Below are 6622 nucleotides of genomic sequence, written 5' to 3' on the forward strand. Positions count from 1 at the left end.
CACTTGGCAGAGTGTGACCACAGGATAATGCGCTCTGAGTTTCCCGATTATCGAGAACTGTTCAGGGAGTCTGACATCAAGAGCGCGGTAGCCTTTTTTAATATTTCATTCTCCATTTCAATGCGTTGTAGCTTTTTCCTCAGCTTACGTATTTTGATTTGTTCTGGTGTTATCGGAGAGGCTTTTGGTGTTTTGCCCTGACGCTCATCACGCAGTTGTTTGACCCATCTTGTCATTGTGGAAAGGCCAACATCCATAGCTTTGGCGGCATCTGCCACCGTGTATTTCTGGTCAACAACCAGTTGAGCGGATTCGCGTTTAAACTCTGCGCTAAAATTTCTTTTTTTCATTGGAGCACCTGTGTTGTTCTGAGGTGAGCATATCACCTCTGTTCAGGTGGCCAAATTCAGTGTGCCACTTCAAAGAAGATAAGGTTAACGGGGTGAACGGTGTGGATTAAAGACGGGATAGCGATAACTAATAACCAAATCGACTAACCTGTTTTAGCAATAGTCTTTAACAACAAAATAGATTAACCAACCCAATGAAAAACAAATGAATTTAGCCAATCATTAAGATAAATCAGCGATTTTGCGCAACAAAGTCGTTTTAGATAATGCGAAAAAACAGCCTTTCCGGTACTCTACGGCGGTTTTATCGTCCTGTAGAGAAATTATGATGTCCACCACGTTATTTAAAGATTTCACCTTCGAAGCCGCTCACCGCTTACCACACGTCCCGGAAGGGCATAAATGTGGTCGCCTGCACGGGCATTCCTTTATGGTGCGACTGGAAATTACCGGGGAAGTCGATCCGCATACGGGCTGGATTATCGATTTCGCTGAACTAAAAGCGGCGTTTAAGCCAACTTATGAGCGCCTCGATCACCATTATCTCAATGATATTCCAGGTCTGGAAAACCCAACTAGCGAAGTTTTAGCAAAATGGATTTGGGATCAGGTTAAACCCGTTGTGCCGCTGTTAAGTGCGGTGATGGTAAAAGAAACCTGCACCGCTGGTTGTATCTATCGCGGCGAATGATAAGAGTGTGTCGGCGGTCAATTTCCCTTAAGTAACGCTATGTTAGGGTATTGTGTTCAGGATATCTGGGGCATGACATGGAAGACGACTGCGACATTATTATTATTGGTGCCGGTATTGCAGGCACGCTTGCGCGTTACGCTGCGCGCGAGCGGGTTTATCCGTTTTGTTACTGGAACGCGCTGAAATCCCCGGCAGCAAAAATCTTTCCGGCGGACGGTTATATACCCATGCACTCGCGGAACTCCTCCCTCAGTTTCATCTGACCGCGCCTCTTGAACGACGCATCACTCACGAAAGCCTTTCCCTGTTAACGCCCGATGGCGTAACGACGTTTTCCAGCTTACAGCCCGGCGGTGAATCCTGGAGTGTATTACGTGCACGGTTCGATCCGTGGCTGGTTGCCGAAGCCGAAAAAGAAGGTGTCGAATGTATCCCCGGAGCGACGGTGGATGCACTGTATGAAGAAAACGGCAGAGTCTGTGGCGTTATTTGTGGTGACGATATTCTCCGCGCCCGTTATGTGGTGCTGGCAGAAGGTGCCAACAGCGTCCTGGCTGAACGTCACGGGTTAGTGACTCGTCCTGCTGGCGAAGCGATGGCGTTGGGGATCAAAGAAGTGCTGTCGCTGGAAACATCCGCTATTGAAGAACGTTTTCATCTGGAGAATAACGAAGGCGCAGCGTTGCTGTTCAGCGGCGGAATCTGTGATGACTTACCCGGCGGCGCATTTCTTTATACTAATCAACAAACGCCCTCGTTAGGGATTGTTTGCCCGCTCTCTTCCCTTACGCAAAGTCGTGTTCCGGCAAGCGAGCTGCTGACTCGCTTTAAAGCGCATCCGGCAGTGCGCCCGCTTATCAAAAACACGGAATCACTGGAGTATGGTGCGCATCTGGTGCCAGAAGGTGGCTTGCACAGTATGCCGGTGCAATACGCCGGTAACGGCTGGCAGCTGGTGGGCGATGCGTTGCGCAGTTGCGTCAATACCGGAATTTCCGTGCGCGGCATGGATATGGCGCTGACTGGCGCGCAGGCGGCACAAACGCTGATAAGCGCCTGCCAGCACCGCGAGCCGCAAAATCTGTTTGCGCTTTATCATCACAACGTAGAGCGCAGCCTGCTATGGGATGTTCTACAACGTTATCAGCATGTTCCGGCGCTTTTGCAACGCCCTGGCTGGTATCGGGCGTGGCCTGCGTTAATGCAGGATATTTCCCGCGATTTATGGGATCAGGGTGATAAACCTGTTCCACCGCTGCGCCAGTTATTCTGGCGTCATTTACGTCGTCATGGCCTGTGGCATCTGGCGGGCGATGTTATCAGGAGTCTGCGATGTCTGTAGCCCATAATCTCTGGCGCGTTGCTGATGCGCCGCACATTGTTCCGGCTGACTCCGTTGAGCGTCATATGGTACAATGGTTGATTAACGCCTGTCCGGCAGGTCTTTTTTCGCTCACACCGGAAGGTGACTTACGCGTTGATTATCACGGCTGCCTGGAGTGTGGCACCTGCCGTTTGCTGTGCGACGAATCCACACTACAACAGTGGCGCTATCCGCCTTCCGGATTCGGCATCACCTACCGCTTTGGATAAATAATAAGGATAATTTATGCCCCTCTTACACCTGCTCCGCCAGAATCCGGTGATTGCTGCCGTTAAAGATAATGCCAGCCTGCAACTGGCAATCGACTCTGAATGCCAGTTTATTTCCGTGTTGTACGGCAATATCTGCACCATCAGTAATATCGTTAAAAAGATTAAGAACGCCGGGAAATATGCTTTTATTCATGTTGATTTGCTGGAAGGCGCGTCAAATAAAGAAGTCGTGATTCAGTTTTTGAAACTGGTGACCGAGGCGGACGGCATTATCAGTACCAAAGCCTCAATGTTGAAAGCGGCAAGAGCGGAAGGTTTTTTCTGTATTCATCGCCTGTTTATTGTTGATTCAATTTCGTTTCACAACATTGATAAGCAAGTTGCGCAATCGAATCCGGATTGTATTGAGATCCTGCCAGGCTGTATGCCCAAAGTGCTGGGCTGGGTGACAGAGAAAATCCGCCAACCGCTGATTGCCGGTGGGCTGGTGTGCGATGAAGAAGATGCGTGTAATGCGATTAACGCGGGTGTCGTGGCGCTTTCCACCACGAATACCGGGGTCTGGACGTTAGCGAAAAAATTACTTTGACGGGATAATCGTAACCAATTGAATTTGGTTTGATTTGTAGGCCGCACGCCACATCCGACATTCAGCGCCTGATGCGACGCTTGACGCGTCTTATCAGGCCTACAAGTCCCCAGGCCAGAACCGTAGGCAGGATCATCCGGCAACACATTATTGGCAATCTGCGTGAATGTTTGTCACCAGTGCCTCCAGCACCACTTTCCAGTCATCAACCACGCCAACATCTGCCTGTGAAAATACCGCAGCGCTGGCGTCATGATTAATCGCCACCACAAACTTGCTATTGCGTACGCCCGCCATTAACGCTGCTGCGCCGGAAGCGCCAACAACAATACACACCTCAGGTGCCAGCAAATGTCCGGAAATACCAATCACTTTTTCAGCATCAACGCCACCGTTCATCACTCGCGCCCGACTGTAGCCCACTTCGGCTCCCAGCTTTTCTGCCAGCATAGCGATTTCCTGGTTATCTGCCTCTCCGCCCTGCCCCACCACCAGCACCCGTCTGGCCTCAGCTAATGGGTCGCGAGTAACATTTTTCAGATCCTCTGTGCTAACCAGCCAGTCGGGAAGCGCACCCGGGACAATGTTCAGTTGTTGTATTCCAGAGGGCAACGTGGCGTTTTTCGCTGCTCCCGCCTGACGCGCCAGGGAAAGGCATAGCGGGCGTTTTTCTGTTTGCAGCGTCGCCGTTAGCGCATTTCCCCAGTGGGATTTGCGCACGCTTACGGTTGGAATATCTAACGAAGTCACCTGGCAGATGCTTGCACCATGTAAACGCCAGGCCAGCCGGGTCGACAGTTCATCGCCAAACGTTCCCGGCGGAAAGAGAACAACGTCCGCAGGCGTTCGCTGCCACTGTTCCACCAACGCATCCAGCACCTGTTCCGCCACTACAGGCTGAGGTTCAATCTGCCAGTGCGCCAGGGTACAACCACTGAAATCCTGCGCCGCCAGCCAGCTTGCTATTGCGGCATTCTCCTGATTTATTGTCACAATTGCGATATTCATGGCTGCATCCTTTGGCGTAAATAGTCCTGCCATAGCTTTTGAGCTTTTTCTGCTACCGTTTGCCCATCAATCAGCGTCGCTCCGCGTCGTTGCTCTGCTCTTGCCAGTTGCAGACACTGCATCGCTGGCATTTCGGCAGCAACAGTTTTACAGATAATTTCTGCTTTCCCCGCAGCCATTCGCTGGCGCATTCCCGGTACTGGCAAGGCCACTTCACCGCACTGACGCACGGCAATCACCGCAGGCAAGCGAACCCGGCAACAACGCAACCCATGTTCAGTACGCTGTTCGAGGGTGATAAACAGCGCGTCGAGAGTGAAACGCTCCACCTGGGTGAAGCAGGTCCAGCCCAGCATTTCCGCCAGCAAAAATGGCGTTTGCCCATTCTGCCCTTCGCTGCTTTGGCAGCCGGTAATTATCAGATCCAGCGGATTCTGATGCTGCCATTCGGCAATATGGCGAGCGACAAATTCCGGCGCAAAGCGCAGATCTGCCGCCGTCTCCAGCAATACAGCTTCCTCAAACCCAAGAGCCATGAGATAGCGCAGCCAGTGCAATGCCCGTTCATCCCCCATGCTCAACGCGGTTAAAGACATCGGCGTACCGTTTTTTCTCTGCGCCAACAGCAGCGCGGCAGCGGCCTGTTCATCAGCACCGAGTAAACTTCGCAGTAGCGAAATATCCGGTCCGCTTTTACCCTGAGCCGCCGCCTGCCACTCTTTTTCCGCCAGCATTCCGGCATCCGGTTCGGCTTTAAACGCTAACAGAATGTTCATTCGCACCTCCTACATTTCCCGCCGCCACCAGCGGGAGGGCTTTAGTTTCTGGTGCCCATAGCCAGGTCACAACAAAACCAACCAACAACACTGTCGCCAGGAGCAATAAGGTGACTTGCATTCCCCACTGCGCCAGCACCCACGGCAGCAGGCCAGTACTTACCGCCGCGCCAAGTCGACTCATGGCGGTGGCAAAACCGACGCCCAGCGAGCGAATGTCAGTAGGAAAACTTTCCGCAGGCAAAATGCCCACCAGATTACTGACTGCCGAAATGGTGGTGCTGAAGAGAACAAAAAGCAGCAGCGTTAATGAACTGCCGGAAGGCAAACAGGCCATTACTACCAGCGTTGCCGCCAGCAGCAAAAAACTTCCCAGCAAAAATTTGCGATGTGCCAGCAGGTGCGTCAGAACTAATCCCAGCAGCGCGCCCACAATTAACAACGCATTAAGCATCAGGCTGGCAGTCAGCGCATCTTCCAGACCAATAGTCTGGGCGATAGTTGGCAGCCAGGTATAAATCACAAACCATGGGATTACGAGGCAGACAAAGAAGACGCTGTTAAACGCCGTGCGCCGCCAGTAACGCGAAGAGAACAAGGTTTTGATGTGTTTATGGGTCGCCGTTACCACTTCATCGCCCAGTAAAACATGGGGACCAAAATAGCGATGCACGATAGCGTGAGCTTCTGCAAAACGCCCCTGGCGCAGTAGCCAGCGTGGTGATTCTGGCGTTCCCCAGCGTAATAACGTAATCAACAACGCGGGCAGAGCTGCCGATGCCAGTAGCCAGCGCCAGGCCTCCGGGTTTTCGGAAATAAAGTGATGTCCGGCAATACTTGCCAGCACATAGCCTACGGTCCACACCACGCTGAATGCGCCCAGCAAAATACCGCGATGGCGGCGCGGGGAAAATTCAGCCAGCAAGGTGTGACCTACTGAATAATCGCCTCCCAGACCAATGCCAATCAAAATGCGCAGTCCAATAAGATGCTCTGGCGTGGTGGCAAAAAATTGTAAAAACGAAGCAAGCGTAATCAGCAAAAAGCTGAAGGTGAAGATTTTTTGCGACCAATATGGTCGGAGATCCACCCAAGAACCAGGCTGCCAAGGAACAAACCAAGGAGCGCCGAGCCGCCGATCATTCCCGCCATAAACGGCGTCAGTTGCATGGCGGGCGTAAGCTGAATAATGGCGTAACCAATGACGCCGAGAACATAACCGTCGGTCAGGTGTGCGCCGAAAGTGAGCGCAGCAATGCGGCAGTGAAAACGGTTAAGCGGTAAATCATCCATTCGCACCGGTGAAGTGTTCATCTTTACCCCTTCATTGTCCGGTAATAAGAACGGCTTCTCGCCTGAGAAGCCGAAAAGGCAACGTCCCGTCATCGCGGAACGGGTAATGCTGCCAACTTACTGATTTAGTGTATGATGGTGATTTTAAGGTGCTTGCGTGGCTTCCATTTCCATCAGATGTCCTTCCTGCTCCGCTACTGAAGGCGTGGTGCGTAACGGCAAAAGCACTGCCGGACATCAGCGCTATCTCTGCTCTCATTGCCGTAAAACATGGCAACTACAGTTCACTTACACCGCCTCTCAGCCCGGTACGCAC

Annotated in this window: 6 protein-coding genes and 3 pseudogenes; 5 read left to right on the forward strand and 4 right to left on the reverse strand. The window is 52.1% G+C overall.

Going from position 1 to position 6622, the window contains the following annotated elements:
- Window positions 1-350, reverse strand: a pseudogene (locus BFF42_RS09005) (transposase); the annotation flags it as partial.
- A 328-nt stretch (window positions 351-678) separates the two neighbouring features.
- Between BFF42_RS09005 and queD the strand changes: the two are divergent.
- The 4 genes and pseudogenes from queD (at window position 679) to BFF42_RS09025 (ending at window position 3229) form a co-directional block, all read left to right on the forward strand.
- Window positions 679-1041 (forward strand): 6-carboxytetrahydropterin synthase QueD, encoded by a 363-nt coding sequence (gene queD, locus BFF42_RS09010; protein WP_000108294.1) that lies wholly within the window; start codon window positions 679-681, stop codon window positions 1039-1041.
- Window positions 1042-1118: 77 nt separating this feature from the next.
- A pseudogene (locus BFF42_RS09015) lies at window positions 1119-2386 on the forward strand (FAD-dependent oxidoreductase).
- The gene (locus tag BFF42_RS09020) at window positions 2377-2637 is read left to right on the forward strand and encodes a ferredoxin family protein (protein WP_000109365.1); all 261 of its coding nucleotides are present in this window, start codon (window positions 2377-2379) and stop codon (window positions 2635-2637) included. Before BFF42_RS09015 ends, BFF42_RS09020 begins: the two are co-directional and overlap by 10 nt.
- Window positions 2638-2653: 16 nt before the next feature.
- Entirely contained in the window at window positions 2654-3229 is a 576-nt protein-coding gene (locus BFF42_RS09025; protein WP_001130265.1) for a glycerol-3-phosphate responsive antiterminator, read from the forward strand.
- A gap of 147 nt (window positions 3230-3376) precedes the next feature.
- Here BFF42_RS09025 and BFF42_RS09030 read toward each other — a convergent pair whose 3' ends face one another.
- The 3 genes and pseudogenes from BFF42_RS09030 to BFF42_RS09040 all read right to left on the reverse strand — a co-directional run bounded on the left by BFF42_RS09030 (window position 3377) and on the right by BFF42_RS09040 (window position 6399).
- Window positions 3377-4237, reverse strand: coding sequence for an electron transfer flavoprotein subunit alpha/FixB family protein (locus tag BFF42_RS09030; RefSeq protein ID WP_004985808.1), 861 nt, complete (start codon window positions 4235-4237; stop codon window positions 3377-3379).
- Window positions 4234-5013, reverse strand: coding sequence for an adenine nucleotide alpha hydrolase family protein (locus BFF42_RS09035; protein ID WP_012421664.1), 780 nt, complete (start codon window positions 5011-5013; stop codon window positions 4234-4236). Before BFF42_RS09035 ends, BFF42_RS09030 begins: the two co-directional genes overlap by 4 nt.
- A pseudogene (locus tag BFF42_RS09040) lies at window positions 4991-6399 on the reverse strand (MFS transporter). The gene BFF42_RS09035 and the pseudogene BFF42_RS09040 overlap by 23 nt, the downstream one beginning before the upstream one ends.
- A gap of 64 nt (window positions 6400-6463) precedes the next feature.
- Here BFF42_RS09040 and BFF42_RS09045 point away from each other — a divergent pair.
- A partial coding sequence (locus BFF42_RS09045) for an IS1 family transposase (RefSeq protein ID WP_032277379.1) occupies window positions 6464-6622 on the forward strand: 159 nt, incomplete at its 3' end.

The organism is Shigella sp. FC1661, from assembly GCF_001712525.1.
In the GTDB taxonomy this organism is placed as follows: Bacteria; Pseudomonadota; Gammaproteobacteria; order Enterobacterales; family Enterobacteriaceae; genus Escherichia; species Escherichia coli.

What these genes read in the sequence shown, in the direction of transcription:
- queD (WP_000108294.1), top strand. Translation starts at nt 679, where the DNA reads ATGTCCACCACGTTATTTAAAGATTTCACCTTCGAAGCCGCTCACCGC.
- BFF42_RS09020 (WP_000109365.1), top strand. Translation starts at nt 2,377, where the DNA reads ATGTCTGTAGCCCATAATCTCTGGCGCGTTGCTGATGCGCCGCACATT.
- BFF42_RS09025 (WP_001130265.1), top strand. Translation starts at nt 2,654, where the DNA reads ATGCCCCTCTTACACCTGCTCCGCCAGAATCCGGTGATTGCTGCCGTT.
- BFF42_RS09030 (WP_004985808.1), bottom strand. Translation starts at nt 4,237, where the DNA reads ATGAATATCGCAATTGTGACAATAAATCAGGAGAATGCCGCAATAGCA.
- BFF42_RS09035 (WP_012421664.1), bottom strand. Translation starts at nt 5,013, where the DNA reads ATGAACATTCTGTTAGCGTTTAAAGCCGAACCGGATGCCGGAATGCTG.